37 protein-coding genes are annotated in these 25,568 nt (G+C 67.0%); all 37 read right to left on the reverse strand.

Annotated elements, in window-relative coordinates:
* Positions 1–80 precede the first annotated feature (80 nt).
* A complete protein-coding gene (gene rpsD, locus ACFY36_RS24470; RefSeq protein WP_097322756.1) occupies positions 81–707 on the reverse strand; it encodes a 30S ribosomal protein S4 in 627 nt (208 codons plus the stop codon).
* A 16-nt stretch (positions 708–723) separates the two neighbouring features.
* The gene (rpsK, locus tag ACFY36_RS24475; protein WP_014440747.1) at positions 724–1,131 is read right to left on the reverse strand and encodes a 30S ribosomal protein S11; all 408 of its coding nucleotides are present in this window, start codon (positions 1,129–1,131) and stop codon (positions 724–726) included.
* 17 nt (positions 1,132–1,148) lie between these two features.
* Complete coding sequence (gene rpsM / locus ACFY36_RS24480) at positions 1,149–1,529, reverse strand: 30S ribosomal protein S13 (RefSeq protein ID WP_097322757.1); 381 nt, start codon at positions 1,527–1,529, stop codon at positions 1,149–1,151.
* 147 nt (positions 1,530–1,676) lie between these two features.
* Entirely contained in the window at positions 1,677–1,793 is a 117-nt protein-coding gene (gene rpmJ / locus ACFY36_RS24485) for a 50S ribosomal protein L36 (RefSeq protein ID WP_015619018.1), read from the reverse strand.
* A gap of 49 nt (positions 1,794–1,842) precedes the next feature.
* Positions 1,843–2,064 carry a translation initiation factor IF-1 gene (gene infA / locus ACFY36_RS24490; RefSeq protein WP_007073013.1) on the reverse strand — a complete coding sequence of 74 codons (222 nt, stop codon included), beginning with the start codon at positions 2,062–2,064 and terminating at the stop codon, positions 1,843–1,845.
* Positions 2,065–2,253: 189 nt separating this feature from the next.
* The gene (locus ACFY36_RS24495; RefSeq protein ID WP_499748280.1) at positions 2,254–2,811 is read right to left on the reverse strand and encodes a DUF1707 SHOCT-like domain-containing protein; all 558 of its coding nucleotides are present in this window, start codon (positions 2,809–2,811) and stop codon (positions 2,254–2,256) included.
* Positions 2,812–2,856: 45 nt separating this feature from the next.
* Complete coding sequence (gene map, locus ACFY36_RS24500; RefSeq protein ID WP_499748281.1) at positions 2,857–3,690, reverse strand: type I methionyl aminopeptidase; 834 nt, start codon at positions 3,688–3,690, stop codon at positions 2,857–2,859.
* 1 nt (position 3,691) lies between these two features.
* On the reverse strand, positions 3,692–4,345 hold the full coding sequence (locus ACFY36_RS24505; protein ID WP_030436520.1) for an adenylate kinase: 654 nt from the start codon (positions 4,343–4,345) through the stop codon (positions 3,692–3,694).
* Between the two features lie 65 nt (positions 4,346–4,410).
* Entirely contained in the window at positions 4,411–5,754 is a 1,344-nt protein-coding gene (secY, locus tag ACFY36_RS24510; RefSeq protein WP_498656991.1) for a preprotein translocase subunit SecY, read from the reverse strand.
* A 243-nt stretch (positions 5,755–5,997) separates the two neighbouring features.
* Positions 5,998–6,441 (reverse strand): 50S ribosomal protein L15, encoded by a 444-nt coding sequence (gene rplO / locus ACFY36_RS24515; RefSeq protein ID WP_097322761.1) that lies wholly within the window; start codon positions 6,439–6,441, stop codon positions 5,998–6,000.
* The gene (rpmD, locus tag ACFY36_RS24520; protein WP_498694339.1) at positions 6,441–6,623 is read right to left on the reverse strand and encodes an uL30 family ribosomal protein; all 183 of its coding nucleotides are present in this window, start codon (positions 6,621–6,623) and stop codon (positions 6,441–6,443) included. Before rpmD ends, rplO begins: the two co-directional genes overlap by 1 nt.
* Positions 6,623–7,246, reverse strand: coding sequence for a 30S ribosomal protein S5 (rpsE, locus tag ACFY36_RS24525; protein WP_097322762.1), 624 nt, complete (start codon positions 7,244–7,246; stop codon positions 6,623–6,625). Before rpsE ends, rpmD begins: the two co-directional genes overlap by 1 nt.
* Before the next feature lie 13 nt (positions 7,247–7,259).
* Positions 7,260–7,655 (reverse strand): 50S ribosomal protein L18, encoded by a 396-nt coding sequence (rplR, locus tag ACFY36_RS24530; protein WP_498656988.1) that lies wholly within the window; start codon positions 7,653–7,655, stop codon positions 7,260–7,262.
* Complete coding sequence (gene rplF / locus ACFY36_RS24535; protein WP_499748282.1) at positions 7,652–8,191, reverse strand: 50S ribosomal protein L6; 540 nt, start codon at positions 8,189–8,191, stop codon at positions 7,652–7,654. Before rplF ends, rplR begins: the two co-directional genes overlap by 4 nt.
* A 17-nt stretch (positions 8,192–8,208) precedes the next feature.
* Positions 8,209–8,616, reverse strand: coding sequence for a 30S ribosomal protein S8 (gene rpsH / locus ACFY36_RS24540; protein WP_499748283.1), 408 nt, complete (start codon positions 8,614–8,616; stop codon positions 8,209–8,211).
* 121 nt (positions 8,617–8,737) lie between these two features.
* Complete coding sequence (locus ACFY36_RS24545; protein WP_023358191.1) at positions 8,738–8,923, reverse strand: type Z 30S ribosomal protein S14; 186 nt, start codon at positions 8,921–8,923, stop codon at positions 8,738–8,740.
* A gap of 2 nt (positions 8,924–8,925) precedes the next feature.
* Positions 8,926–9,495 (reverse strand): 50S ribosomal protein L5, encoded by a 570-nt coding sequence (gene rplE / locus ACFY36_RS24550; RefSeq protein WP_499748284.1) that lies wholly within the window; start codon positions 9,493–9,495, stop codon positions 8,926–8,928.
* On the reverse strand, positions 9,495–9,815 hold the full coding sequence (rplX, locus tag ACFY36_RS24555) for a 50S ribosomal protein L24 (protein ID WP_498661509.1): 321 nt from the start codon (positions 9,813–9,815) through the stop codon (positions 9,495–9,497). Before rplX ends, rplE begins: the two co-directional genes overlap by 1 nt.
* Positions 9,812–10,180 carry a 50S ribosomal protein L14 gene (rplN, locus tag ACFY36_RS24560; protein WP_015619002.1) on the reverse strand — a complete coding sequence of 123 codons (369 nt, stop codon included), beginning with the start codon at positions 10,178–10,180 and terminating at the stop codon, positions 9,812–9,814. The genes rplX and rplN overlap by 4 nt, the downstream gene beginning before the upstream one ends.
* A gap of 140 nt (positions 10,181–10,320) precedes the next feature.
* Entirely contained in the window at positions 10,321–10,599 is a 279-nt protein-coding gene (rpsQ, locus tag ACFY36_RS24565) for a 30S ribosomal protein S17 (protein ID WP_499748285.1), read from the reverse strand.
* Positions 10,596–10,829: a 50S ribosomal protein L29 gene (rpmC, locus tag ACFY36_RS24570; RefSeq protein WP_360245572.1), complete on the reverse strand. Its 234-nt coding sequence runs from the start codon at positions 10,827–10,829 to the stop codon at positions 10,596–10,598. Before rpmC ends, rpsQ begins: the two co-directional genes overlap by 4 nt.
* On the reverse strand, positions 10,829–11,254 hold the full coding sequence (gene rplP, locus ACFY36_RS24575; protein ID WP_097322770.1) for a 50S ribosomal protein L16: 426 nt from the start codon (positions 11,252–11,254) through the stop codon (positions 10,829–10,831). Before rplP ends, rpmC begins: the two co-directional genes overlap by 1 nt.
* A gap of 3 nt (positions 11,255–11,257) precedes the next feature.
* The gene (gene rpsC / locus ACFY36_RS24580) at positions 11,258–12,088 is read right to left on the reverse strand and encodes a small ribosomal subunit protein uS3 (RefSeq protein ID WP_498694336.1); all 831 of its coding nucleotides are present in this window, start codon (positions 12,086–12,088) and stop codon (positions 11,258–11,260) included.
* Positions 12,088–12,549: a 50S ribosomal protein L22 gene (gene rplV, locus ACFY36_RS24585; protein ID WP_499748286.1), complete on the reverse strand. Its 462-nt coding sequence runs from the start codon at positions 12,547–12,549 to the stop codon at positions 12,088–12,090. The genes rpsC and rplV overlap by 1 nt, the downstream gene beginning before the upstream one ends.
* A 31-nt stretch (positions 12,550–12,580) precedes the next feature.
* A complete protein-coding gene (rpsS, locus tag ACFY36_RS24590; RefSeq protein ID WP_097322773.1) occupies positions 12,581–12,862 on the reverse strand; it encodes a 30S ribosomal protein S19 in 282 nt (93 codons plus the stop codon).
* Between the two features lie 13 nt (positions 12,863–12,875).
* On the reverse strand, positions 12,876–13,715 hold the full coding sequence (gene rplB / locus ACFY36_RS24595) for a 50S ribosomal protein L2 (RefSeq protein WP_499748287.1): 840 nt from the start codon (positions 13,713–13,715) through the stop codon (positions 12,876–12,878).
* A 14-nt stretch (positions 13,716–13,729) separates the two neighbouring features.
* Positions 13,730–14,032 (reverse strand): 50S ribosomal protein L23, encoded by a 303-nt coding sequence (gene rplW / locus ACFY36_RS24600; RefSeq protein WP_499748288.1) that lies wholly within the window; start codon positions 14,030–14,032, stop codon positions 13,730–13,732.
* Positions 14,029–14,676: a 50S ribosomal protein L4 gene (rplD, locus tag ACFY36_RS24605; protein ID WP_499748289.1), complete on the reverse strand. Its 648-nt coding sequence runs from the start codon at positions 14,674–14,676 to the stop codon at positions 14,029–14,031. Before rplD ends, rplW begins: the two co-directional genes overlap by 4 nt.
* Entirely contained in the window at positions 14,673–15,323 is a 651-nt protein-coding gene (rplC, locus tag ACFY36_RS24610) for a 50S ribosomal protein L3 (RefSeq protein WP_499748290.1), read from the reverse strand. Before rplC ends, rplD begins: the two co-directional genes overlap by 4 nt.
* Before the next feature lie 13 nt (positions 15,324–15,336).
* Positions 15,337–15,645: a 30S ribosomal protein S10 gene (gene rpsJ / locus ACFY36_RS24615; protein ID WP_097322778.1), complete on the reverse strand. Its 309-nt coding sequence runs from the start codon at positions 15,643–15,645 to the stop codon at positions 15,337–15,339.
* 306 nt (positions 15,646–15,951) lie between these two features.
* Positions 15,952–17,145, reverse strand: a complete 1,194-nt coding sequence (gene tuf / locus ACFY36_RS24620; RefSeq protein WP_499748291.1) for an elongation factor Tu — start codon at positions 17,143–17,145, stop codon at positions 15,952–15,954.
* 131 nt (positions 17,146–17,276) lie between these two features.
* Positions 17,277–19,373 (reverse strand): elongation factor G, encoded by a 2,097-nt coding sequence (gene fusA, locus ACFY36_RS24625; RefSeq protein ID WP_499748292.1) that lies wholly within the window; start codon positions 19,371–19,373, stop codon positions 17,277–17,279.
* 87 nt (positions 19,374–19,460) lie between these two features.
* Positions 19,461–19,931: a 30S ribosomal protein S7 gene (gene rpsG / locus ACFY36_RS24630; RefSeq protein ID WP_097322781.1), complete on the reverse strand. Its 471-nt coding sequence runs from the start codon at positions 19,929–19,931 to the stop codon at positions 19,461–19,463.
* Position 19,932: 1 nt separating this feature from the next.
* Positions 19,933–20,307 carry a 30S ribosomal protein S12 gene (gene rpsL, locus ACFY36_RS24635; protein WP_014440718.1) on the reverse strand — a complete coding sequence of 125 codons (375 nt, stop codon included), beginning with the start codon at positions 20,305–20,307 and terminating at the stop codon, positions 19,933–19,935.
* Positions 20,308–20,740: 433 nt separating this feature from the next.
* Positions 20,741–21,202 (reverse strand): hypothetical protein, encoded by a 462-nt coding sequence (locus ACFY36_RS24640; RefSeq protein ID WP_499748293.1) that lies wholly within the window; start codon positions 21,200–21,202, stop codon positions 20,741–20,743.
* A 26-nt stretch (positions 21,203–21,228) separates the two neighbouring features.
* Entirely contained in the window at positions 21,229–21,543 is a 315-nt protein-coding gene (locus ACFY36_RS24645; RefSeq protein WP_499748783.1) for a hypothetical protein, read from the reverse strand.
* A 96-nt stretch (positions 21,544–21,639) separates the two neighbouring features.
* Complete coding sequence (locus ACFY36_RS24650; RefSeq protein ID WP_499748294.1) at positions 21,640–25,530, reverse strand: DNA-directed RNA polymerase subunit beta'; 3,891 nt, start codon at positions 25,528–25,530, stop codon at positions 21,640–21,642.
* Between the last annotated feature and the right edge of the window lie 38 nt (positions 25,531–25,568).

The following is a 25,568-nucleotide window of genomic DNA, read 5'->3' on the forward strand; positions in this document are numbered from 1 at the left end:
CTTCTTTCTGTCGGGCCACCCACTATTTGATGGCCTTCGGTGATGCACCGGGGGCGCCGATCGGCGCCCCCGGTAGAGCACTACTTGGAGTAGAGCTCGACGATCAGCTGCTCCTGGACCTGGGTGTCGATGACAGCCCGGGCCGGGAGCGAGTGCACGAGGACCTTCATCTCGCTCGGGATCGGCTCCAGCCACGCCGGAACCGGACGCGAACCGGCCTGAGCCTGGGCGACGACGAAAGGAGTCATCTCCTTCGACTTCTCCCGGGTCGTGATGATGTCCTTCTCCTTGACGCGGTACGACGGGATGTCGACCTTCACGCCGTTGACCAGGAAGTGGCCGTGCTTGACCAGCTGCCGGGCCATGTCCCGGGACTGCGCGAGGCCGGCCCGGTAGACGACGTTGTCGAGACGGGACTCGAGGATCTGCAGGAGGACCTCACCGGTCTTGCCCTGCTTGTTGACCGCTTCCTCGTAGTAACCGCGGAACTGCTTCTCGAGCACGCCGTAGACGCGGCGGGCCTTCTGCTTCTCGCGGTGCTGCAGCAGGTACTCGGTCTCCTTGGTCCGGCCACGGCCGTGCTGGCCGGGCGGGAAGGGACGCGACTCGAACGGGCACTTCGGCCCGTCGCACTTGCTGCCCTTGAGGAACAGCTTCATCTTCTCGCGGCGGCAGCGCTTGCAGTCCGCACCTGTGTAACGAGCCATTGCTTCGATCTCTCCCTTAGACCCGGCGGCGCTTCGGCGGACGGCAACCGTTGTGCGGCTGCGGCGTGACGTCGGAGATCTGCCCGACCTCGAGGCCGGCGGCCTGCAGCGAACGGATCGCGGTCTCACGACCGGAGCCCGGACCCTTGACGAACACGTCCACCTTGCGCATGCCGTGCTCCATGGCACGGCGAGCGGCGGCCTCGGCGGCCAGCTGCGCGGCGAACGGGGTCGACTTGCGGGAGCCCTTGAAGCCCACCTGGCCGGAGGAGGCCCAGGAGATGACAGCACCGGTCGGGTCGGTGATCGACACGATGGTGTTGTTGAAGGTGCTCTTGATGTGCGCCTGCCCGTGGGCGACGTTCTTGCGTTCCTTGCGCCGGACCTTCTTTACAGCGGCCCCAGCGCGTGCCTTCGGTGGCATAAGTCAGTGCGCTCCTATTACTTCCGACCGGGCTTCTTCTTACCGGCGACCGTGCGCTTCGGGCCCTTGCGGGTACGAGCGTTGGTCCGGGTCCGCTGACCGCGCACGGGCAGGCCCCGGCGGTGGCGGATGCCGGCGTAAGAGCCGATCTCGACCTTGCGGCGGATGTCCGCGGCGACCTCGCGGCGCAGGTCACCCTCAACCTTGAAATTGCCCTCGATGTAGTCGCGGAGCTGGACCAGCTCCTCGTCCGTGAGGTCCTTGGCGCGCTTGTTCAGGTCAATCGCGGTGGCGGTCAGTGCCTCGACGGCACGGGTGCGACCGATCCCGTAGATGTAGGTGAGCGCGATCTCCATCCGCTTCTCGCGGGGAAGATCGACGCCGACGAGTCGAGCCATAAGTGGGCGTACTCCTCAGAATCGTTCGGAGGTCTGGGCCTTCCCACCCCGTCTGCCCGGACGGGCCCCGGCCTCCGCGCCGGGGGTGTAGTCACCGAGGTGACTGGGAAAGGCTCTTGCATGTGCCGGATCTGGCAGCTCCGGGGCTCAGCCCTGGCGCTGCTTGTGGCGCGCGTCGGTCTTGCAGATGACCATGACGCGGCCGTGCCGCCGGATGACCCGGCAGTTGTTGCAGATCCGCTTGACGCTCGGCTTGACCTTCACGGTTTGCCTTAACTCTCAGCGGGACGGGATACGAGGTCCCCGCGCCCAGTCACTTGTAGCGGTAGACGATTCGCCCACGGGTGAGGTCGTACGGCGAAAGCTCGACGACAACTCGGTCCTCGGGAAGGATGCGGATGTAGTGCTGCCGCATCTTGCCGGAGATGTGTGCAAGTACCTTGTGACCATTGGCGAGCTCAACGCGGAACATGGCGTTCGGCAGGGGCTCGATCACGCGGCCCTCGATCTCGATGGCTCCGTCTTTCTTGGGCATGTCCTCCGCTACCTGACACTGGGAATCGGGGCTAACGCGACCTGACGTCTCACTTAGGTCACATAGTGACCTGAGCCAGCCGCGGCTCCCACTCGCCTTCGAAGCGCTGAAGACATGCGGGAGTGGACGCAGGCGCGCCAGCTAGCCAGTGTACGCCCGCTCAGCAGGGACACCAAACCGAGGTCTGCGCTACCCGTGGTCGGGTGTGTCGGCGACCTTTGAATCGGACATATCCCATTTTTCCGCGGGGGAAGCCTTCAGGGCGCGGCGTTCACGTTTGCGCTCCTTGCGCTCACGCTTGCGTTCCCGCTCCTCGACCATCTTGCGCGGGGCGCCGCCGGCCAGACCGCCGATCGTCGCGAACAGCTGGAGGACGCCCCACGGGCCGGCGACCCAGATCGGCCAAAAATACTGCCACTCGTTGCCGGCCAGGCTCGTGATGAGCCAGATGGCCGTGGTCAGCAGCGTCACGAACGCCCAGGCGCTCCACACCTGCCCGACCCACTCGACCGTCGCCTCGCGGCCGGCTTTCACCGGCTTGGCCACCGGCGCCGGCTGGGCCGGCTGACTGCCGGGAAGATCGGCGATCAAAAGATCCAGTTCGGCGTACGTCTTCGCGGCGTACGCCCGTTGAAGGCGCTCGTCGTACTCGGCGAGGTCGAGCCGGCCCTCGTCCAGCGCGGTCTTGAGCGTGTCGGCGGTCTGCCGGCGATCGTCGTCGCCGGCGCGCATCTGGTCACGGCTCATACCACCCAGAGTGCCAGCCCGGCACCAGAACCGGAAGCTTCGGCCTCAGGGCTGTCGGGACGTCACCAGATCGCCCAGGCGGCCCCGGCCGCCGTCCGGCGCCGTGGTGACCCACACACCGTCCTCCAGCAGGGCCATGGTGTGCTCCACGTGAGCGGCGTAGGAGCCGTCGCGGGTCACCACGGTCCAGCCGTCGTCGAGCTCGGCCGTCCGCGGCGAGCCCATCGTGATCATCGGCTCGATCGCCAGGCACAGGCCGGGCACCAGCCGCGGGCCCTTGCCGGGCTTGCCGTGGTTGAGCACGTGCGGGTCCTGGTGCATCTCGGTGCCGATGCCGTGGCCGCCGTAGCCGTCCACGATGCCGTACCGCCCGCCCTTGCGGACCGCCTTCTCCACGTTGAAGGAGATGTCGGTGAGCTTGCCCCGGCCGTTGGCCGCGCCGCGGGCGGCGGCCGCGATGCCGGCCCACATGGCGTCCTCGGCCACCTCGGCCATGCGCAGCAGCGCCGGGTCGGTCTCGCCGACCCCGATCGTGATGGCCGAGTCACCGTGCCAGCCGTCGAGGATCGCCCCGCAGTCGAGCGAGAGCAGGTCGCCCTCGGCCAGGATCTGCTCGGTGCTCGGGATGCCGTGCACGACCTGGTCGTTCACCGAGGCGCAGATCGAGGCCGGGAAGCCGTGGTAGCCCTTGAACGAGGGGACGGCGCCGGCGTCGCGGATGACCTTTTCGGCGATCGCGTCGAGGTCGCCGGTGGAGACGCCCGGTGCCACGGCCTCACGCATCGCGTCGAGCGCGGCGAAGACCACCAGGCCGGCGGCACGCATCTTCTCGATCTGCTCGGGCGTCTTGATCTGGATGTCGAGTTGAGGGCGGCGCACGTCAGCCCCCGTAGGACCGCAGGGCGTCGATGGCGCGCACGGTGACGTCCTCGACCGGGCCGGTCGCGTCGATGCCCACCAGCTTGCCCTGAGCGCCGTAGAAGTCGACCAGAGGAGCGGTCTTCTCCGCGTACTCGACCAGGCGGTTGGCGATCGTCTCGGCCTTGTCGTCGTCCCGCTGGAACAGCTCCGACCCGCAGCGGTCGCAGATGTTCTCCTTGCTGGTCGGGTCGAACTCGACGTGCCAGATCTTGCCGCAGCCGCGGCAGGTCCGGCGGCCCGAGAGCCGCCGGATGACCTCGTCGTCGTCGACCACGAGCTCCATCACGAGGTCGAGCGCGGTGCCCAGGTCGGCCAGGAGCTTGTCGAGGGCCGACGCCTGGGGAACCGTGCGCGGGAAGCCGTCGAGCAGGAAGCCGTCGCCGGCGTCCGGCTCGGCCAGCCTGTCCCGGACCATGTTGATGGTCACTTCGTCCGGGACGAGCTGGCCCGCGTCCATGTACCGCTTCGCCTCGACACCGAGCGGCGTGCCCTGCGACACGTTCGCCCGGAAGATGTCGCCCGTCGAGATCTTCGGTACGGCGAGATGGGCGGCAATGAACTCAGCCTGGGTCCCCTTGCCGGCCCCCGGAGGGCCCACCAGCACCAGCCGCACCTACATCGCCTCGCTTTGAGTCGTTGAGATCCTCGACGCAAGAGCCCCCCGGCTCCCGGTCGCCACTACCGGAGGAATCCTTCGTAGTTGCGCTGCATCAACTGGCTCTCGATCTGCTTCACCGTCTCCAGACCCACACCCACCATGATCAGCACAGCCGTACCACCGAACGGGAAGTTCTGGTACTGCTGCTGGTTCAGCCAGATGAAGAAGAAGTTCGGCAGGACCGAGATCAGGCCCAGGTAGAGCGCGCCCGGCAGGGTGATCCGGCTGAGGATGAAGTCCAGGTAGTCGGCGGTCGGCTTACCGGGGCGGATGCCCGGCACGAAACCACCGTACTTCTTCATGTTGTCCGCGACCTCGGTCGGGTTGAACGTGATCGAGACGTAGAAGTACGTGAAGAAGATGATCAGCAGGAAGTAGACGCCGATGTAGATCTCGCTCGTCGGGTCGGCCAGCCACTTCTGGATCCAGACCTGGTAACCCTTGAGGTTGTTCGGGTCGAAGAACTGCAGGTAGAGCTGCGGCAGGTAGAGCAGCGACGAGGCGAAGATGACCGGGACGACACCGGCCTGGTTGACCTTGAGCGGGATGTAGGTCGACGTGCCGCCGTACATCCGCCGGCCGATCATCCGCTTGGCGTACTGCACCGGGATGCGGCGCTGGGCCTGCTCGATGAAGACCACCAGGCCGATGATGACCAGGACCAGGACGATGACGAGCACGAACTTGCCGACGCCGCTCGACTCCTTGATCGTCCAGCCCTCGCCGGGGAGGCGGGCGGCGATCGAGGTGAAGATCAGGACGGACATGCCGTTGCCGACGCCGCGGTCGGTGATGAGCTCGCCGAGCCACATGACCATGCCGGTGCCGGCGGTCATCGTCAGCACCAGGACCGAGAGCGTGAGCCACATCGGCAGCCCGGTGTTCTCCGGGATGATCTGCATCGAGGGGTCGCTCTGGTCACACGCGTTGCCGAACAGCTGGCCGGTCCGCGCCAGGGCGACGAAGGCCGAGGACTGCAGGACCGCGAGGCCGAGCGTCAGGTAGCGCGTGTACTGCGTGATCTTCGCCTGGCCGGACTGGCCCTCCTTGCGGAGCTGCTCGAGGCGGGGGATCACCACGGTCAGCAGCTGCAGGATGATCGAGGCGGTGATGTACGGCATGATGCCGAGCGCGAACACCGACAACTGGAGCAGCGCGCCACCCGAGAACAGGTTCAGCAGGTTGAGGACGCCGCCGGAGTTCTGGTCATTCACGATCTGGATGCACTTCTGCACGTTGGTGTACGAGACACCGGGGCTGGGCAAGGTAGCGCCGAGCCGGTACAGAGCGATGATCGCGACCGTGAACAAAAGTTTCTTGCGCAGGTCAGGCGTCCGGAACGCACTGGTAAAGGCGGAGAGCAACTTCTTCCTCCTGCGCGAGGTTTTCCGCCGCGGCGGGCGGGTGGGGGAAGGCATCGGTCCGGACGACCGATATCTCTAGCTGGGAACGGACTCTAACAGTCTTGTCGCCCCACGGTGGAGCACGGTAGCCGTCACCGCGGGTAGGCATTTCACCCGGTTATGAAACCCCAGGTCAGACGCCAGAATGGGGATGCCGCCCGAACGACGCGTTTCGCGTCGCACGGGCGAGCACCCCCACGAGCATCACAGCTCGGTGGCGGAACCACCAGCAGCGGCGATCTTTTCCTTGGCCGACTCGCTGAACGCGTGCGCCGAGATGGTCAGCGACACGCCGTCCAGCTCGCCCGAGCCCAGCACCTTGACCAGCTGGCCCTTGCGGACCGCGCCGGCCTGAACCAGCTCGTCCGGTCCGACCTCGCCGCCGTTCGGGAACAGCGCGGCGAGACGGTCCAGGTTCACGACCTGGAAGACGACCTTGTTCTTGTTCTTGAAGCCCTTCAGCTTCGGCAGCCGCATGTGGATGGGCATCTGCCCACCCTCGAAGCGGGCCGGAACCTGGTAGCGGGCCTTGGTGCCCTTGGTACCGCGACCGGCGGTCTTACCCTTGGAGCCCTCACCGCGACCCACGCGGGTCTTCGGGGTCTTGGCTCCGGGCGCCGGGCGGAGGTGGTGGACCTTGATCGCCATTACTCGACCTCCTCAACAGTGACGAGGTGGTTCACGGCGAAGATCATGCCCCGAATCTCGGGACGGTCCTCCTTGACCACCACGTCGTTGATCCGCTTCAGGCCGAGCGAACGCAGCGAGTGCCGCTGGTTCTGCTTGCGCCCGATGGCGGACCGGACCTGGGTGACCTTCAAACGAGCCATCACCGCACCGCCGCTTCCGCACGCGCCGCCAGCATGGCCGCCGGCGCCACGTCCTCGACCGGCAGGCCACGACGGGCCGCGACGGCCTCCGGCGACTCCAGGCCCTTCAGAGCGGCCACGGTCGCGTGCACGATGTTGATCGGGTTCGACGAGCCGAGGCTCTTCGAGAGCACGTCGTGGATGCCCGCGCACTCCAGCACGGCACGCACCGGGCCACCGGCGATAACACCGGTACCGGCGGAGGCCGGCTTGAGGAGCACGACACCCGCGGCGGCTTCGCCGGTGATCGGGTGCGGGATCGTGGCGCCGATCCGCGGAACCTTGAAGAAGTGCTTCTTGGCCTCCTCGACACCCTTGGCGATGGCCGCGGGCACCTCCTTGGCCTTTCCGTAGCCGATGCCGACGGTGCCGTCGCCGTCGCCCACGATCACCAGGGCGGTGAAGCTGAAGCGACGACCACCCTTGACGACCTTGGCGACACGGTTGATCGCGACGACCCGCTCGAGATGCGGGGTCTTCTCGACGGGCGCGTTGCCGCGGCCGCCCTCACGGCGGTTGTCCCGGCGGTTGCCACCCTCGGTGTTACCGCCGGACCCGCCGCCTCGGCGCTGCTGACCAGGCATTGGTCAATTCCTCCTAGAACTCGAGTCCGGCTTCGCGAGCGGCAGTAGCCAGCGAGGCGATCCGCCCCGCGTACTTGTTGCCACCGCGGTCGAAGACGACCTTGGACACGCCCGCGGCCTTGGCCCGCTCGGCGAGGAGAGCGCCGACCTTGCCGGCCTTCGCGCTCTTGTCACCCTCGCCACCCCGCAGGGAGGTGTCGAGCGTGGAGGCCGAGGCCAGGGTGTGGCCCTTGAGGTCGTCGATGATCTGCGCGGTGATGTGCCGCGCGGAACGGGTGACGACCAGACGCGGCCGCTCGGCCGTGCCGAAGACGTTCCGGCGGACTCGGAAGTGGCGACGCGCCTTCCCGACAGCCCGCTTGGCGGACACACCCGCGCCGTTGCGACGCTTGAGAAGCGTGGCGGTCACTTCTTACCTGCCTTTCCAGCCTTACGGCGGATGACCTCGCCCTGGTACTTCACGCCCTTGCCCTTGTAGGGCTCCGGCGGGCGGATCTTCCGAATGTTGGCGGCAACCTCGCCGACCAGCTGCTTGTCGATGCCCGCGACCGTGAACTGGGTCGGCTTCTCGACGGAGAAGCTGATGCCAGCCGGCGGCACGACGTTGACCGGGTGCGAGAAGCCCAGGGCGAACTCGAGGTCCTTGCCCTTGGCCGTGACCCGGTAACCGGTGCCGTTGATCTCGAGCGTCTTCTTGTAGCCCTCGGTGACGCCGACGATCATGTTGGCGACGAGGGTACGCGACAGGCCGTGGAGCTCCTTGGCCTTGCGCTCGTCGTTGGGGCGGTTGACGTGCAGCTCGGCACCGTCCTTCTCGACCGTGATCGGTTCCGAGACGGTGTGCGACAGCTCGCCCTTGGGGCCCTTGACCTTGACGGTCTGGCCCGTGATGGTGACGTCGACGCCGGCCGGGACCGGGATCGACTTACGTCCGATTCGCGACATGGTTTCTCAGTCTCCAGTTACCAGACGAAGGCGAGGACTTCCCCGCCAACGCTCCGCTTGCGGGCCTGCCGGTCGGTCAGCAGCCCCTGGGACGTCGAAATAATCGCGACACCGAGTCCGCCGAGCACCCGCGGGAGCTCCTCGGACTTGGCGTAAACCCGGAGGCCGGGCTTCGAGACGCGCTTGATTCCGGCGAGGCTGCGCTCGCGGTTCTGGCCGTATTTGAGCTCAACGACCAGACGCCTGCCGACGGCGCCTTCCTCGGGCTCCTCGGCCGTCCAGGAGGCGATGTAGCCCTCGCTCTTGAGGACCTCGGCGATGTTCGCCTTGATCTTCGAGAAGGGCATGGTCACCTTGTCGTGGTACGCCTGGTTGGCGTTACGCAGACGCGTCAGCATGTCTGCGATCGGGTCCGTCATCGTCATGGGTGTTCGTCAACCTTTCTCGCCGGGGTTCCCAGCCGGGCCGGGCCTACGGCGAAGCGGTAGTACAAAGTAAACAGCCTTTAGTCCGCTTAAGGGCGGCGGCGGGGCGGTTGGACGGGGGTTACCAGGAAGCCTTCGACACGCCGGGCAGCTCGCCCCGGTGCGCCATGTCCCGCAGGCAAACACGGCAGAGGCCGAACTTGCGGTAGACCGAGTGCGGGCGACCGCACTTCTGGCAGCGGGTGTAGGCACGCACGGCGAACTTCGGCTTCGCGGCCGCCTTGATGATCAGCGCCTTCTTAGCCATGCTCAGTTCTCCTTGAACGGGAAGCCCAGGAGCTTGAGCAGCGCCCGGCCCTCGTCGTCGGTCGTCGCGGTGGTGACCACCGTGATGTCCATGCCCCGCGGGCGATCGATCCGGTCCTGGTCGATCTCGTGGAACACCGACTGCTCGGTCAGGCCGAAGGTGTAGTTACCGTGCCCGTCGAGCTTGCGCCCGTCGAGGCCGCGGAAGTCACGGATACGCGGGAGGGCGATCGACAGAAGCCGGTCGAGGAACTCCCACATCCGGTCGTTGCGCAGGGTCACCTTCGCGCCGATCGGCATGCCCTCACGCAGCTTGAACTGCGCGATGGACTTGGTCGCCCGCCGCACGAGCGGCTTCTGACCGGTGATGGTGGTCAGGTCACGCACGGCGCCGTCGATCAGCTTGGCGTCGCGGGCGGCCTCGCCAACACCCATGTTCACGACGACCTTCACCAGGCCGGGAACCTGCATGGGGTTGCCGTACTTGTACTGCTCCTGAAGGCCGGCGACGACCTCCGAGCGGTACTTCTGCTTCAGACGCGGAAGCGTCTTGGTCTCGGTGGCGGCAGTCATCAGATTTCCTTACCGGTCGTACGCGCGATACGGACCTTGGTGCCGTTCTCGTCGACCTTGTACCCGACGCGGGTCGGCTTGCCCTGGTCGTCCACGAGCTGCACATTCGAGATGTGGATCGCGGCTTCCTGGGTGACGATGCCACCGGTCTTCGAACCACGCTGGGTGGTGCGAATACGTTCGTGCTTCTTGATGCGGTTGACGCCCTCGACCAGGACCTTGTCCCGCGTCGGGTAGGCCGCGATGACCTTGCCCTTCGCGCCCTTGTCCTTGCCGGCGATGACGACGACCGTGTCGCCCTTCTTGATCTTCACGGTCAGAGCACCTCCGGCGCCAGGCTGATGATCTTCATGAACCGCTTGTCGCGCAGCTCGCGGCCGACCGGGCCGAAGATGCGGGTGCCGCGGGGGTCCCCGCCGTCCTTGATGATGACGGCGGCGTTCTCGTCGAAGCGGATGTACGAGCCGTCGGGACGGCGCTTCTCCTTGGCGGTGCGGACGATGACGGCCTTGACGACGTCACCCTTCTTCACACCGGCGCCGGGAATGGCGTCCTTGACCGTGGCCACGATGACGTCGCCGATGCTCGCGTAACGGCGACCGGAGCCGCCGAGCACGCGGATGCACAGAATCTCCCGGGCACCCGTGTTGTCGGCGACGCGCAGTCGCGACTCCTGCTGGATCACGTCTGTCTCCTATGTCTGCCAGTTCTTCAGCCGGGGGCCGAAGCTTGGCGGAACAGTCCGCCTTTAGTCCGCTTAAGGGCGGCGGCGGGGTGGTTGGACGGGGGTGGCCGGGCCGGCCCCGTGGGACCGGCCCAGCGCACTCACTTGGCCTTTTCGAGGATCTCCACGACACGCCACCGCTTGGTGGCGGACAGCGGACGGGTCTCCATCAGGAGAACCCGGTCGCCAACGCCGCACGCGTTCTGCTCGTCGTGCACCTTGAGCTTGCGGGTACGACGCAGAACCTTGCCGTAGAGGGCGTGCTTCACGCGGTCCTCGACCTCGACGACGACGGTCTTGTCCATCTTGTCGCTGACCACGAGACCCTCGCGGACCTTGCGGTTCGCCCGGGCCGCGGTGGCCGTGCTCTCGTCACTCATGCTGTCACCTCGTCCGGCGCAACCGAGAGCCCGAGCTCACGTTCACGCATGATCGTGTAGATCTTCGCGATGTCCTTGCGGACGACCTGCAGTCGACGGTGATTGTCGAGCTGGCCGGTCGCGCCCTGCACGCGAAGGTTGAACAGCTCCGCCTTGGCCTCCCGCAGCCGCGCGATCAGCTCCTCCTCGGAGAGCTCGCGCAGCTCGGCTGCCTTAACGCCCGCTGCCATCAGCTTTCACCCACTTCGCGTGTCACGATGCGGCACTTCATCGGGAGCTTGTGGATCGCGCGGCGCATCGCCTCGCGCGCGATCGTCTCGTTCGGGAAGGACATCTCGAAGAGAATCCGTCCCGGCTTGACGTTCGCGACCCACCACTCGGGAGAACCCTTACCGGAACCCATGCGGGTCTCGGCCGGCTTCTTCGTCAGTGCGTTGTCCGGGAAGACCGAGATCCAGACCTTGCCGCCACGCTTGATGTGGCGGGTCATCGCGATACGGGCCGACTCGATCTGCCGGTTGGTCACGTACGCGGGCTCCAGCGCCTGGATACCGAACTCACCGAAGACGACCCGGTTGCCGCCCTTGGACGCGCCGTGGCGGTCCGGGTGGTGCGGCTTGCGGAAGCCCTTCGGGGGCTTACGCGGCATCAGCATGGGTCAGCCCTCCTGCTGCTTCTCGGCCGCGGCCGGAGCAGCGGCGGTCTCGTTCGTCTCGGCGGCCGCGGCCTGGGCGGCACGCCCGGCCTCGGTGCCGCCGGCGGTCGTGCCGGACGAACCGGAACGGCCACGACGCGGACGGTCGGGGCGGTCACCACGCTCGCGGCGCGGACGCGCCGGAGCCTCGGTGACGACCTCGCGACCCGGAACGGCGTCGCCCTTGTAGATCCAGACCTTCACGCCGATGCGGCCGAACGTCGTGCGGGCCTCGAAGAAGCCGTACTCGATGTTCGCGCGCAGCGTGTGCAGCGGAACGCGACCCTCGCGGTAGAACTCCGTACGGCTCATCTCCGCGCCGCCGAGGCGGCCGGAGACCTGCACGCGGATGCCCTTGCAGATCGGGTTCTTCATCGCCGACTGCATGGCCTTGCGCATCGCCCGGCGGAAGCTGACACGGGAGGACAGCTGCTCGGCGACGCCCTGCGCCACGAGCTGCGCGTCCGACTCCGGGCTCTTCACCTCGAGGATGTTGAGCTGGACCTGCTTGCCGGTGAGCTTCTCGAGCTCGCCGCGGATCCGGTCGGCCTCCGCGCCCTTACGGCCGATGACGATGCCCGGCCGGGCGGTGTGGATGTCGACGCGCACCCGGTCACGGGTCCGCTCGATGTCGACCTTGGAGATGCCGGCGCGCTCGAGGCCCTTGGACATCATGCGGCGGATCTTGACGTCCTCGCCGATGTAGTCCTTGTAGAGCTTGTCGGCGAACCACCGGGACTTCCAGTCGGTGGAGATACCGAGGCGGAATCCGGTGGGGTGAACTTTCTGGCCCATTACTCGGACTCCTCCGTGGTCTGGGACTGCGCGGCGGGCGCGGACTTGGCCGGCGCCGCCTTCTTCGCCGCGGCCGCCTTCTTGGCGGGCCGGGCGACCTGGACCGCCTCGACGGCGATCGTGATGTGGCAGGTGCGCTTGCGGATCCGGTACGCCCGGCCCTGCGCCCGCGGACGGAACCGCTTGAGCGTCGGGCCCTCGTCGACGAACGCCTCGCTGACCAGGAGCGCGTCCGGGTCGAGCCGCTCGTTGTTCTCCGCGTTCGCGATAGCGCTCGCGAGCACCTTGTAGACCTGCTCGCTCGCCGCCTGCGGCGCGAACTGCAGGACGATCAGAGCCTCCTTCGCGGGCAGACCGCGGACGAGGTTGACCACACGGCGTGCCTTGCTCGGCGAGATGCGGACGTGCTTGGCAACCGCACGACTGCCCGGAAGCGCCGGTGCGTCGTTCTTGACTGGCATCGCTGTGACCCCTTTCTTATCCGTGGACTGACTAGCGACGACGGCTCTTGCGGTCGTCCTTCTCGTGACCCTTGAACGTGCGGGTCAGAGCGAACTCGCCGAGCTTGTGGCCGACCATGGCCTCGGTGATGAACACCGGGACATGCTTGCGACCGTCGTGCACCGCGATCGTGTGCCCGAGCATGTCCGGGATGATCATCGAGCGGCGCGACCAGGTCTTGATGACGTTCTTCGAGTTCTTCTCGTTCTGAACTTCCACCTTCTTGAGCAGGTGGTCGTCGACGAACGGGCCCTTCTTCAGGCTGCGTGGCATCTTTTAACTCCCGTTACCCGCGCTTGCGGGTGGCGTAGCGGCGGCGAACGATCAGCTTGTCGCTCTCCTGGCCCTTGCGGCGGGTACGGCCCTCCGGCTTACCAGCCGGGTTGACCGGGTGGCGACCACCGGAGGTCTTACCCTCACCACCACCGTGCGGGTGGTCGATCGGGTTCATGGCGACACCGCGGACGGACGGGCGCTTGCCCTTCCAGCGCATGCGGCCGGCCTTGCCCCAGTTGATGTTCGACTGCTCGGCATTGCCGATCTCGCCGACCGTCGCGCGGCAACGGATGTCGACCCGCCGGATCTCACCGGAGGGCATACGCAGCGTGGCGTACGCACCCTCACGGCCGAGCAGCTGGATGCCGACACCGGCCGAACGGGCCAGCTTGGCGCCACCGCCGGGACGAAGCTCCACACCGTGGACCGTCGTACCGACCGGGATGTTGCGCAGGGGAAGGTTGTTCCCCGGCTTGATGTCGGCGCCCGGTCCGGACTCGACCCGGTCGCCCTGCTTGAGGTCCTTCGGCGCGAGGATGTAGCGCTTCTCGCCGTCGGCGTAGTGCAGCAGCGCGATGCGCGACGTGCGGTTGGGGTCGTACTCGATGTGCGCGACCTTGGCCGGCACGCCGTCCTTGTCGACCCGCTTGAAGTCGATCAGCCGGTACTGCCGCTTGTGGCCACCGCCCTGGTGCCGCGTGGTGATGCGGCCGTGGACGTTGCGACCACCCTTCTTGGGCAGCGGAGCCAGCAGAGACTTCTCCGGCGTCGACCGGGTGATCTCGGCGAAGTCGGCGACGCTGGAGCCACGACGGCCCGGCGTGGTCGGCTTGTACTTACGGATTCCCATTGTCTTCTAACCCCTTAGCTGACCGGGCCGCCGAAGGCCTCGATACGGTCGCCGTCAGCCAGCTTGACCATCGCGCGCTTGGTCGCCTTGCGCTGTCCGAAGCCGGTCCGGGTGCGCTTGCGCTTGCCCTCGCGGTTCGCGGTGTTCACCGAGAGAACGCGGACGTTGAAGATCTGCTGGATCGCGATCTTGATCGCGGTCTTGTTGGCGTCCGGAGCGACCTCGAACGTGTACCAGTTCTGGTCGAGGACGCTGTAGCTCTTCTCAGAGACCACCGGGCGGACGATGATGTCGCGCGGGTCAGCGATCGTGCTCACTTGTTACCCTCCTCGGCCGTCGCCGGGGTGCCCAGGAACTCGTCGAGCGCGTCCTTGGTGAACACAACCTCGTCGGCGACCAGCACGTCGTACGTGTTGAGCTGTCCGGCCTCGAGCAGGTGAACCGTGACCTCGTTGCGCAGCGAGAGCCAGTTGAGCTCGTCGGTGCTGCTGAGCACGACCAGAACCTTGGTGGACTCGGCGACCTTGCGCAGGGTGGCGATGGCGGCCTTGGTCGACGGCGTCTCGCCGCTGACGAAGGACTCGACCACGTGCACCCGGCCGTCACGGGCCCGGTCGGACAGGGCGCCACGCAGAGCGGCGGCCTTCATCTTCTTGGGGGTCCGCTGGCTGTAGTCGCGCGGCACGGGACCGTGCACGACGCCACCGCCGGTGAACTGCGGCGCGCGGATCGAGCCCTGACGGGCGCGACCGGTGCCCTTCTGCTTGTACGGCTTCTTGCCACCGCCGGCGACCTCGCCGCGGGACTTCGCCTTGTGCGTGCCCTGGCGGGCGGCCGCGAGCTGGGCCACCACGACCTGGTGCATCAGCGGGATGTTGGCCTGCACGTCGAACACCGACTCCGGCAGCTCGACCGAGCCGGCCTTGTTGCCCTCGGCGTTGATCACGTCAACCGAGCTCACTTGGCACCGCCCTTCTTCGCCGCGGTGCGGACCAGGATCAACGCGCCCTTGGGGCCGGGCACCGCGCCCTTGACCAGGATCAGGTTGTTCTCGGTGTCCACCGCCTGCACGGTCAGGTTCTGCACGGTGAAGCGCTGGCTACCCATGCGACCGGCCATCCGGACACCCTTGAAGACGCGACCCGGGGTCGCGCAGGCGCCGATCGAGCCGGGCGAGCGGTGCTTGCGCTCGACACCGTGGCTGGCCTTGAGGCCGTGGAAGCCGTGCCGCTTCATGACACCGGCGTAGCCCTTGCCCTTGGTCTTGCCGGTGACGTCGATCGGCGTGCCGACCGGGAACGTCTCGACGGTGACCTCTTGGCCGAGCTCGTAGGCGCCGGCGTCGCTGGTGCGCAGCTCGACGACGTGCCGCCGCGGCGACACACCGGCCTTCGCGAAGTGACCGCCCTCGGGCTTGTTCACCTTGCGCGGGTCGATCGCGCCGTACGCCAGCTGGACGGCGGTGTAGCCGTCCTTCTCATCGGTACGAACCTGGGTCACGACACAAGGGCCGGCCTGGACCACGGTCACCGGGACAACCTTGTTGTTGTCCCAGACCTGGGTCATGCCGAGCTTGGCGCCCAGGATCCCCTTAACTTCCCTGTCCATTAGTCGCAGATCCCTACAGCTTGATCTCGATGTCGACGCCAGCCGGCAGGTCGAGGCGCATGAGCGAGTCGACCGTCTTCGGAGTCGGGTCGATGATGTCGATCAGCCGCTTGTGCGTGCGCATCTCGAAGTGCTCGCGCGAGTCCTTGTACTTGTGCGGCGAGCGGATGACGCAGAAACGGTTGATCTCCGTGGGCAGCGGCACCGGGCCGGCAACCGACGCACCGGTACGCGTAACCGTCTCGACGATCTTCCGAGCCGAGGAGTCGACTACCTCGTGGTCGTAGGCCTTGAGCCGGATGCGGATCTTCTGTCCCGCCATGGTGGCTTCTGTTTCCTTCTCTCGATGCCGCTACGTGCGAAAGCGGGTGGCTCTCGCAGCCCGCAGGACCGTCGATCCTGCGTTGTCCGACCCCCGCGGTCGGGCGTGTCGCGCCTGCACTCAGAAATCTGCGCACAGCATTCATCCAGATCACGGGGATCTTGAGGTGTCCAGCGGGCGGTTGAAACACACCCCAGACACCCGGCGAGGGTGGGCAGCCACCAAGGCAGCTACCCACCCCGCTCGGACGCAACCTGACTAGTATGCCGGAAACGAGCCGGCAATGCTAATCGGGGTACCCGATCGTCAGACGTTGATCTTCGTGACCGTGCCGGCGCCGACGGTGCGGCCACCCTCACGGATCGCGAACTTCAGGCCCTGCTCCATGGCGATCGGCTGGATCAGCTTGACCGACATGCTGGTGGAGTCGCCCGGCATGACCATCTCGGTGCCCTCGGGCAGCGTGACGACGCCGGTGACGTCCGTGGTGCGGAAGTAGAACTGCGGGCGGTAGTTCTGGAAGAACGGCGTGTGACGGCCGCCCTCCTCCTTCGAGAGGATGTAGACCTGGCCCTCGAACTCCGTGTGAGGAGTAGAGGTGCCCGGCTTCACAACGACCATGCCGCGCTCGACGTCCTCGCGCTTGATGCCGCGGAGCAGCAGACCGACGTTCTCGCCCGCGCGGGCCTCGTCGAGCAGCTTGCGGAACATCTCGATGCCGGTGCAGACGGTCTTCGTCGACTTCTCGCGGATGCCGACGATCTCGACCTCCTCGTTCGGCTTGAGGATGCCGCGCTCGGCGCGACCCGTGACCACGGTGCCACGACCGGTGATCGTGAAGACGTCCTCGATGGGCATGAGGAACGGCTTGTCGGTGTCACGCTCGGGCTGCGGGATCGCGGTGTCGACCGCGTTCATCAGCTCCATGAGGCGCTCGGTCCACTGAGCGTCGCCCTCGAGCGCCTTGAGCGCCGAGACGCGCACGACCGGCAGGTCGTCGCCCGGGAACTCGTAGGTGCTGAGCAGCTCGCGGACCTCGAGCTCGACGAGCTCGAGGAGCTCCTCGTCGTCCACCATGTCGCTCTTGTTCAGGGCGACGACGATGTACGGAACGCCGACCTGGCGGGCCAGGAGCACGTGCTCCTTGGTCTGCGGCATCGGGCCGTCGGTCGCGGCGACCACCAGGATCGCGCCGTCCATCTGCGCGGCACCGGTGATCATGTTCTTGATGTAGTCGGCGTGGCCGGGGCAGTCCACGTGCGCGTAGTGACGCGCCGCGGTCTGGTACTCGACGTGCGCGATCGAGATCGTGATACCACGGGCCTTCTCTTCAGGCGCCTTGTCGATCTCGTCGAACGGGGTGTACGGGTTCAGGTCCGGGTACTGGTCGTGCAGGACCTTCGTGATGGCCGCAGTCAGCGTCGTCTTACCGTGGTCGATGTGACCAATGGTGCCGATGTTGACGTGCGGCTTAGTCCGCTCGAACTTCGCCTTCGCCACTGGTGTCCTCCTGTGGACTGTGGTTTTACTTTCGCCCGGCACGCCCGATAAGGCGATGGGGACTCTGTCGACTGCTCGCGCGCGTGCGGACCTCGACGGCCCGCACGCGCCTCAACGCTTCAGTTGCGGACTCAGGCGCCCGTAGCCTTGGCGATGATCTCCTTCGCGACGCCCTGCGGGACCTCGGCGTAGGAGTCGAACTGCATGCTGTAGCTAGCCCGGCCGGCGGTCTTCGACCGGAGGTCGCCGACGTAGCCGAACATCTCGGAGAGCGGGACCAGAGCCTTGACGACGCGGGCGCCGGAACGCTCCTCCATCGACTGGATGATGCCACGCCGCGAGTTGAGGTCGCCGATCACGTCGCCCATGTTGTCCTCGGGGGTCGTGACCTCCACGGACATCATCGGCTCGAGCAGCGCGGGGTCGGCCTTGCGGGCGACCTCCTTCATCGCCATCGAGCCGGCGATCTTGAACGCCATCTCGGACGAGTCGACCTCGTGGTACTGACCGTCGACCAGCGTGAACTTCACGCCGACCAGCGGGTAGCCGGCGAGAACGCCGTACTGCAGGGAGTCCTGCGCGCCCGCGTCCACCGAGGGGATGAACTCCTTGGGGATGCGGCCACCGGTCACCGCGTTCACGAACTCGTACGTGGGGCCGTCGGCCTCGAGCGACAGCGGCTCGACGTTGACGACGACCTTCGCGTACTGGCCCGAGCCACCGGTCTGCTTCTTGTGGACGTACGTGTACTTCTCCACGGTGCCGCGGATCGTCTCACGGTAGGCCACCTGCGGCTTGCCGATGTTGGCCTCGACGTTGAACTCGCGGCGCATGCGGTCCACCAGGATGTCCAGGTGGAGCTCGCCCATGCCGGCGATGATCGTCTGGCCGGTCTCCTCGTCGTTGAAGACCCGGAACGTCGGGTCCTCCTCGGCGAGGCGCTGGATCGCGGTGCCCAGCTTCTCCTGGTCGGACTTGGTCTTCGGCTCGATGGCGACCTGGATGACCGGCTCCGGGAAGGTCATCGACTCCAGGATGACCGGGTTGGCCGGGTCGCTGAGCGTGTCACCGGTGGTGGTCTGCTTGAGACCCTGGACGGCGATGATGTCGCCGGCCTGCGCGGTGGCGCGCTCCTCACGCTTGTTCGCGTGCATCTGGTAGATCTTGCCGATCCGCTCCTTGCGGTCCTTGGTGGAGTTGACCACCTGAGAACCGGACTCGAGCGTGCCGGAGTAGACCCGCACGTAGGTGAGCTTGCCGAGGTGCTTGTCCGTCTGGATCTTGAACGCCAGGGCCGAGAACGGCTCCGAGTTCGACGGCTTGCGCTGCAGCGGCGTCTCGCCGTCGGTCGCGGTGCCCTCGATGGCCGGGATGTCCAGCGGCGACGGCAGGAAGTCGATCACGGCGTCGAGCATGGGCTGAACGCCCTTGTTCTTGAACGCCGAGCCGCACAGCACCGGGTTGGCCTTGCTGGCGATCGTGGCGCGCCGGATGGCGGCCTTGATCTCGTCCTCGGTCAGCGACTCGCCCTCGAGGTACTTCTCCATGACCGCGTCGTCGACGTCGGCCAGGGTCTCGATGAGCTTCTCGCGCCACTCGTTCGCGGAGTCGACCAGGTCGGCCGGGATCTCCTCGACCGCGTAGTCCTCACCCTTCTGGGTCTCACCACGCCAGGTGAGCGCGCGCATGCCGATCAGGTCGACGACGCCGATGTGGTCGCCCTCGAGGCCGATCGGGATCTGCAGGACGAGCGGCGTCGCGTTGAGCCGGTCGATCATCATCTGCACGCAGCGGAAGAAGTCCGCGCCGGTCCGGTCGAGCTTGTTGACGAAGCACATCCGGGGGACGTGGTACTTGTCCGCCTGCCGCCACACGTTCTCGGTCTGCGGCTCCACGCCGGCGACGCCGTCGTAGACCGCCACCGCGCCGTCCAGCACACGCAGCGACCGCTCCACCTCGACCGTGAAGTCGACGTGGCCGGGCGTGTCGATGATCTGGATCGTGTGGCCCTTCCACTCGCACTTGGTGGCGGCGGAAGTGATCGTGATACCGCGCTCCTGCTCCTGCTCCATCCAGTCCATGACGGCGGCGCCCTCGTGGACCTCACCGATCTTGTACGTGATGCCGGTGTAGAACAGGATTCGCTCAGTAGTCGTGGTCTTACCGGCATCGATGTGCGCCATGATGCCGATGTTGCGTACGTTGGCGAGCGCGTCTGCGGCGGCCACTTCAATCCCTACTTTTCTTCGTCGTCGTCTCGTGAACCGGTCCGACTTGCCTCCCGGCCCGGTTGTCACCGGGCCGGCAGCGGGGTCTTACCAGCGGTAGTGCGCGAAGGCCTTGTTGGACTCCGCCATCTTGTGGGTGTCCTCGCGCCGCTTGACGGCGGCACCGAGGCCGTTGCTGGCGTCGAGCAGCTCGTTCTGGAGACGCTCGATCATGGTCTTCTCACGGCGCGCCTTCGAGTACTGGACGAGCCAGCGAAGGCCGAGCGTGGTCTGACGCGGGGTGCGGACCTCGACCGGGACCTGGTAGGTCGCGCCACCGACGCGGCGGCTGCGGACCTCGAGGGTCGGCTTGACGTTGTCCATGGCGCGCTTGAGGATCACCACGGGGTCGGTGCCGCTCTTCTCGCGGGCACCCTCGAGGGCGCCGTACACGATGCGCTCAGCGAGCTGACGCTTGCCGCCGACCAGGATCTTGTTCACCAGCTGGGTGACCAGCGGCGAGTTGTAAACCGGGTCCGCGACCACTGGGTGGCGCGGAGCGGGGCCCTTACGCGGCATGTCAGCTCTTCTCCTTCTTCGCGCCGTAACGGCTGCGGGCCTGCTTGCGGTTGCGGACACCCTGGGTGTCCAGCGAACCACGGACGATCTTGTAGCGGACGCCCGGGAGGTCCTTCACACGACCGCCGCGCACGAGCACGATCGAGTGCTCCTGCAGGTTGTGGCCGACGCCCGGGATGTACGCCGTCACCTCGATCTGGCTGCTGAGCTTCACACGAGCGACCTTGCGCAGCGCAGAGTTCGGCTTCTTGGGGGTGGTGGTGTACACGCGCGTGCACACGCCGCGCCGCTGGGGACTTCCCTTCAGCGCCGGCGTCTTGGTCTTGCTCGTCTTCGCCTGGCGGCCCTTTCGGACCAGCTGCTGGATCGTGGGCACCGGGTTCTCTCCGCTCCCTTCGGCCGCCTTTCACCGCGACCGCACCGTCTTAGATATGCCTCTGTGTGCCGAAGGCTCCCCATGCCCGGGGGGCTTCCGGCACCCGCGGTCGGGCGTGTCGTCCGGCTCACGGTCCCGCCACGCGTCTGTCAACGCGCATCGGGTCTTGTCTGTGTCGGCGCCCTTTCGGGCCACCGCGCTCGGCGCATGTCGACCCCGTCGTAGTCCTACCGACTCGGGCGCACGCACGAGTTGCCCTGGCAAGCCAGGGCACGAGGGGAAAGAGTACCCACCCCAAGCATCCAGGTCAAAATGAGCACCCAGCTCCTTTGCCCAGTCCTCGTGACGGATACCTCCGATACAAGTGTACCGGGTGCTTAAACGAACCGGCGTCGCGGTGCCGGATCCGCGGTCGGAGAAGCGCACGAGTCACTCAGGATGACAACTGCAACACCAGGGTCAACGCCAGTGACAGCAGGGCAATTCCCGCGCCGGCCGATCCGCAGATGATCCCCGCCATACCAAGCCCGGCGCCGGTGAAGCGGACCTGCCCGACCTGTCCGGAACGGCGGATCTGCCGCCGGGCCACCACGCCGACGATGATCGCGCCGGCCCCCGCGAGCACGCTGAGGACCGTGAAGGCCCCGCCGACCCAGCCACCCCAGCCGCCCGAGGCGCCGGCGATGCCGAAGCAGAGGACCAGCGTGGAGACCAGGATCGAGCCGATGCCGGCGACCAGCGAGCCGATGGCCAGGCCGGACGTGATCGGCTCGACACGCAGCTGGACCAGGCCGAACTCGGTGCCCGGCAGGGGGTCGACCCGTTCCGGCCGCCAGCGCCCGTTGGGCGGCGGAGGCGGAGGCGGATAGGGCATGGCCGCCGGCGGCTGCGTCATGACATGAGCATGTCACCCGAACGGGGTCAGTCGGTACCCGGGGCGAAGTCGGGGCCCGCGGGCGAGCCGGCCAGGTGCAGCAGGCCGGCGATGGCGGCGATCACCAGCGACGTGAGGGCCAGCACGAGCCCGGCCCAGGCCAACCGGCGCCCGCGGCGGATCCAGGCCGAGCCGGTCAGATAGCCCCCGGCGTCGTACGCCTGCCGCGCGGCCTGCCGCGCCAGCACCAGGGCCAGGGTGGCCGGGATCACCCCGCCCACGAACGGGCCGGTCAGGAAGCCCACCAGGCCCAGAGCGAAGACCGCCCGCGCCTTCGACGACGGCGCCGGGTCAGGATCCATCGGGTGGCGGGTGAGGGCGGGAAGCGTCACCCACCCATAGTAGAAAGCCCGAAGGGCGGCCGCGCAGTGCGCGGCCGCCCTTCGGAGCGATGAGACTTAGCGGTAGGACCCGAAGTCGAAGTCGTCCAGCGGCACAGCCTGCCCGCTGGCCGGCCCGAAGCCGTAGTCGGTCTCGGGGTACCCGGTCATCGAGTACACCTTGGCCTTGGCCTCCTCGGTCGGCTCGACCCGGATGTTGCGGTACTTGCTGATGCCCGTACCGGCCGGGATGAGCTTACCGATGATCACGTTCTCCTTGAGGCCGACGAGCGAGTCGCTACGCGAGTTGATCGCCGCGTCGGTCAGCACCCGGGTCGTCTCCTGGAAGGAGGCGGCCGAGAGCCAGGAGTCGGTGGCCAGCGAGGCCTTGGTGATACCCATCAGCACCGGGCGACCGGCGGCGGGCTCGCCACCCTCGCCCACGATCCGGCGGTTCTCCGACTCGAAGAGCGCCCGGTCGACCAGGACGCCGGGGAGGAACTCCGCGGCACCCGAGTCGATGACCGTCACCCGCTTGAGCATCTGGCGGATGATGATCTCGATGTGCTTGTCGTGGATGAGCACACCCTGCGAGCGGTAGACCTCCTGGACCTCACTGGTCAGGTGGACCTGGACCGCCCGCGGGCCCATGATCCGCAGAAGCTCGTGCGGGTCGATGGTGCCCTCGGTGAGCTTCTCGCCGACGCCGACGTGGTCGCCGTCGTGGGCCCGGAGCTTGACGCGCTTGGAGATCTTGTCGTAAACGATCTCCTCGCTGCCGTCGTCCGGCACCACGATGATCTTGCGCGAGCGCTCGCCGTCCTCGATGCGGATGCGTCCCGGGGTGTCGGCGATGGGCGCCTTGCCCTTGGGAACGCGGGCCTCGAAGATCTCCTGCACACGCGGAAGACCCTGGGTGATGTCCTCACCCGCGACACCACCGGTGTGGAAGGTACGCATCGTCAGCTGCGTGCCGGGCTCACCGATGGACTGGGCCGCGATGATGCCGACGGCCTCGCCGATGTCGACCGACTTGCCGGTCGGCAGCGAACGGCCGTAGCAGGCCGCGCACACGCCGAGCTTCGACTCACAGGTCAGCACCGAACGCACCCGGACGTTCTCGACGCCGGCGGCGACGAGCTTGTCGACCAGGATCGAGTTCAGGTCGTCGCCACGCGACACCACCCGGTTGCCCTGGGCGTCGTCGATGTCGTCGGCCAGCGTCCGGGCGTGCACACCGGTCTCGGCGTGCACGTGCACGACCAGGGTGCCGTCCGCCTCGCGCTCGCCCACCTGCATCGGGATCGCGCGGTCGGTGCCGCAGTCCTCCTCGCGGATGATGACGTCCTGCGAGACGTCCACCAGACGACGGGTCAGGTAACCCGAGTCGGCGGTACGCAGCGCGGTGTCGGCCAGACCCTTACGAGCACCGTGCGTGGAGATGAAGTACTCCAGCACGGTCAGGCCCTCACGGTACGACGAGGTGATCGGCCGCGGGATGATCTCGCCCTTGGGGTTGGCCACCAGGCCACGGATCGCGGCGATCTGCCGAAGCTGCAGCAGGTTACCGCGGGCGCCCGAGTTGATCATGACCCAGAGCGGGTTCTCCTGCGGGAGCGAGTTCTCCATCTCCTTGGAGATCTCGTTCGTCGCCTTCGTCCAGATCTCGATGAGCTCGCCGCGACGCTCCTCGGCGGTCATGAGACCACGCTGGTACTGCTTGTCGATGCGGTCGGCCTCGACCTGGTAGCGCTGCAGGATCTCCGGCTTGCGCGGGGGGCCGATGACGTCGCCCATGCCGATCGTCACACCGGACCAGGTGGCCCAGTGGAAGCCGGCCTCCTTGAGCGCGTCCAGGGTCGCGGCCAGCGCGACCTTGGGGAAGCGCTCGGCGAGGTCGTTGACGATCGCCGACAGCTGACCCTTGCGGATCTCGTAGTTCACGAAGCGGTAGCCCGGGGGCAGCGTCTCGTTGAAGATGACGCGGCCCAGGGTGGTCTCGACCAGGAGCGGCTCGCCCTCGGTCCAGTCCTCCGGCGCCTCCCACTTGGCGCCCTTGGCGCCGTTGTCGACACCGATGACCTCGTGCATACGGATCTTGATCGGCGCCTGCAGGTGCAGCTCACCGTTGTCGAAGGCCATCCGCGCCTCGGCGTCCGAGCTGAACACCCGGCCCTCGCCCTTGGCTCCGGGCGTGAGGTGGGTCAGGTAGTACAGCCCGATGACCATGTCCTGGGTAGGCATGGTGACCGGCTTGCCGTCGGCCGGCTTGAGGATGTTGTTCGACGAGAGCATCAGGATCCGGGCCTCGGCCTGCGCCTCGGCCGACAGCGGCACGTGCACCGCCATCTGGTCGCCGTCGAAGTCGGCGTTGAACGCCGTACACACGAGCGGGTGGATCTGGATGGCCTTGCCCTCGACCAGCTGCGGCTCGAAGGCCTGGATGCCGAGGCGGTGCAGGGTCGGCGCGCGGTTCAGCAGCACCGGGTGCTCGCTGATGACCTCTTCGAGGACGTCCCACACGACCGGGCGCTGACGCTCGACCATCCGCTTGGCCGACTTGATGTTCTGCGCGTGGTTCAGGTCGACCAGGCGCTTCATCACGAACGGCTTGAACAGCTCCAGGGCCATCTGCTTGGGCAGACCGCACTGGTGCAGCTTGAGCCGCGGGCCGACGACGATGACCGAACGGCCGGAGTAGTCGACGCGCTTGCCCAGCAGGTTCTGGCGGAAACGACCCTGCTTGCCCTTGAGCATGTCGGACAGCGACTTCAGCGGGCGGTTACCCGGGCCGGTGACCGGCCGGCCGCGGCGGCCGTTGTCGAACAGCGCGTCGACGGCCTCCTGCAGCATCCGCTTCTCGTTGTTCACGATGATCTCGGGCGCACCCAGGTCGATCAGGCGCTTCAACCGGTTGTTCCGGTTGATGACCCGGCGGTACAGGTCGTTCAGGTCGGAGGTCGCGAAGCGGCCACCGTCGAGCTGCACCATCGGGCGGAGGTCCGGCGGGATGACCGGGACGCAGTCCAGCACCATGCCGAGCGGCTTGTTGGTGGTGTTCAGGAACGCGGCGACGACCTTGAGGCGCTTGAGCGCACGGATCTTCCGCTGGCCCTTGCCCGTGCGGATGATCTCCCGCAGGTTCTCGGCCTCGGCGTCCAGGTCCATGTTCTCGAGCAGCGCCTTGATCGCCTCGGCGCCCATGCCACCGGTGAAGTACTCACCGAAGCGGTCCCGCAGCTCGCGGTAGAGCAGCTCGTCGGTGACCAGCTGCTTGGAGTCGAGCTTGCGGAAGGTGTCGAGCACCTCGTCGAGCCGGTCGATCTCGCGCTGCGCCTTGTCACGGATCTGGCGCATCTCGCGCTCGCCGGCCTCCTTGACCTTGCGGCGCACGTCAGCCTTGGCGCCCTCGGCCTCGAGCTCGGCGAGGTCCTGCTCCAGCTTGGCGGCCCGCTTCTCGATCTCGGAGTCGCGGCCGTTCTCCGACTGGCGCTTCTCGGCGAAGATCTCGTTCTCGATCGTGGACATGTCGCGGTGACGCGACTCGGCGTCAACGCTCGTGATCACGTACGAGGCGAAGTAAATGATCTTCTCGAGGTCCTTCGGAGCCAGGTCGAGCAGGTAGCCCAGCCGGCTCGGCACACCCTTGAAGTACCAGATGTGCGTGACCGAAGCGGCCAGCTCGATGTGACCCATGCGCTCACGGCGGACCTTGGACCGGGTCACCTCGACGCCGCAGCGCTCACAGATGATGCCCTTGAACCGGACCCGCTTGTACTTTCCGCAGTAGCACTCCCAGTCCCGCTGAGGACCGAAGATCTTCTCGCAGAAGAGTCCGTCCTTCTCGGGCTTGAGCGTGCGGTAGTTGATCGTCTCGGGCTTCTTGACCTCGCCGTGCGACCACTGCCGGATGTCGTCAGCGGTGGCCAGGCCGATGCGCAACTCGTCGAAGAAGTTGACGTCGAGCACTTGGTCTATCCCTCGTATTTCTTGCTCGAATGGATTCC

The organism is Actinoplanes sp. NPDC000266 (genome assembly GCF_042899005.1).
Classification (GTDB): Bacteria; Actinomycetota; Actinomycetes; order Mycobacteriales; family Micromonosporaceae; genus Actinoplanes.